The 1,900-nt window shown below is 63.2% G+C and carries 3 protein-coding genes; 2 read left to right on the top strand and 1 reads right to left on the bottom strand.

Features of this window, described 5'->3' with window-relative positions:
- Nucleotides 1–294 (top strand): Crp/Fnr family transcriptional regulator (locus tag DYI24_RS25805; protein WP_164574334.1); only part of this gene is annotated, 294 nt, incomplete at its 5' end.
- 39 nt (nucleotides 295–333) lie between these two features.
- Here DYI24_RS25805 and DYI24_RS25800 read toward each other — a convergent pair.
- On the bottom strand, nucleotides 334–792 hold the full coding sequence (locus DYI24_RS25800) for a hypothetical protein (protein WP_164574333.1): 459 nt from the start codon (nucleotides 790–792) through the stop codon (nucleotides 334–336).
- A 315-nt stretch (nucleotides 793–1,107) separates the two neighbouring features.
- Between DYI24_RS25800 and DYI24_RS25795 the strand changes: the two genes are divergently transcribed.
- On the top strand, nucleotides 1,108–1,900 hold a 793-nt coding region (locus DYI24_RS25795), incomplete at its 3' end, for a sensor domain-containing diguanylate cyclase (RefSeq protein WP_164574332.1).

The raw sequence follows: 1,900 nt of genomic DNA, 5'->3' as shown, positions 1-1,900 counted from the left end.
CTGCTCTGCGGGCGGGTTCGCGCGACCAGCCAGCAGGTCGAATGGTTGATGCTGCAGTCGATGCCGGCTCGGCTCGCCGGCACGATCATGCGGTTGGCGGAGCGTGACACCGACCGGGCTCGGCTTCGTATCGAGCTGACCCAGCAGCAGGTCAGTGAGATGGCTGGGATGTCACGTGAGAGCGTCAACAAGCTGCTGGCGCGCTGGGCTTCGCAAGGGTGGATCAGGCTTGGACCGCAGACCTTGGAGATTGTTCAGCCGGACGCCCTTCGTACGGTCGCGGGTGAAGGTTGATTGGCTCTTTGTCTCCTCTTGGAGGATGAGCCGGCCGCGTCAGGCGGCATCGCGAAGCTGGGCGGGGACCACCAGGATCGACCGCCGAGGCGGTCGATTGTCACCATAGCGCGCCACGCCGGCCGCCGCGATTTGAAGGACCACGCCGCCGATCCAACTGGCGGCGAGCAGGGAAAGCCAAACGGCCGGAGGGTCTGTGCCGATGACGAGCACACCGACCGATGTCAAAGCCATGACCGAGGTTAGAAACGTGCCGATGGCGCACAGCAGACAAACCGGATCGAGTCCTGAGCGTCGCGTCTCCCGGTATTGAAGTCCGCTCGCGGCGGCAAAGCCGATCCCGCCTGCCACCACAATGACCAGCGACGCCCATTCGGACTGCAGGACGCCAATATCGGCGTGACCGACCGAGGCCGCGACGAATGTGCCGCAAGCAAGTCCGGCCATTGCAAGACCGATCCGCTCGATGAGTTGCGTCATATGCCTGATCGTATCCATGATGCTCGCTCCCGAACCATCTCCTTTGCTCACTGTAGTTCGAGGTAGAGCGCACCGTTGTGAACTGGTTCACACCGTTGGCTCTGGCGCTATCAAGGATCGGTGACATGAGCCGATTATCTGGCGGCTGGTAATCGAGTCTGACGTCGAACTTCACGAGGCTCATCTGTGGCCGTCGCTGATGCGCCGTTGCCGCTGCCTTCATTGTGTATTAACCACGCGGCCGAAATGCTGCTGTGCAATTTATCAGTTGTTGTCTGCTGCCGTGCAACTCGTGGTGTAAGTGAGTCACTGGCGCGTCCTGGAGGCGTGACAATGCACAAGAGACGACCTGAGGAAACGCACCACGTCGCGGGATCGCCGGATCAGCCGGAGACCGCGGGGCTGCAGCGCGAGCTGGCCGAGGCCAGGCAGGCGCTGGAGACGTTGTATGCTGCGCTCGACAATGTCGACGCCGGGCTGTTGATCCTGAATGAAGAGCTGCGCGCCGTTTACAGCAATCCGGTGCTGCATGTGATGTTCAGGGCCAACAGCGCCGAGGAGATCCGGCAGAACCGTCCGCTCTATGCCGAGATGCTGGCCGCCTCCGCGCAGGCGGTCGCGGTCAATCTCGACGATTACGTGTCGCGGCGACTGGCCTGGGTGCAATCCGGCGATCCGAAGCCGATGGATCTGGCGATGACCGACGGCACCGCGTTGCGCTGTCATCTCGCCGTGCTGCCCGGCGGCGGCCGGATGCTGATCTACAGCGACGTCACCGACATCGTGCGCAATGCCGAAGAGCTGGAGCGGCTGGCGACCACCGACGGCATGACCGGCGTCTATAACCGTCGTCACTTCCTGACGCTGGCCGACCGTGAATGGTCGCGCGCCCGCCGCTACGAGCGGCCGATGTCATTCCTGATGATCGACATCGATTACTTCAAAGCGATCAACGACGGTTTCGGTCATCAGGTCGGCGACGAGATGATCGTGCATCTCGCCAAGCTGGCGCGCGACTGCAAGCGGGATTGCGACGTGCTGGCTCGGCTCGGCGGCGAGGAGTTCGCGCTGCTGCTGCCGGAGACCGATCTGGCCCAGGCGGAAGTCGTCGCCGAACGACTGCGCC

The organism is Rhodopseudomonas sp. BR0C11 (assembly GCF_010820945.1).
Taxonomy (GTDB): domain Bacteria; phylum Pseudomonadota; class Alphaproteobacteria; order Rhizobiales; family Xanthobacteraceae; genus Rhodopseudomonas; species Rhodopseudomonas palustris_H.
Note: the sequence above shows the minus strand (reverse complement) of the source record. Positions and strands in the feature narration are given on the sequence as shown.

Excerpts from the sequence above, each read along its gene's own strand:
- DYI24_RS25800 (WP_164574333.1), bottom strand. The coding sequence starts at position 792 with ATGGATACGATCAGGCATATGACGCAACTCATCGAGCGGATCGGTCTT.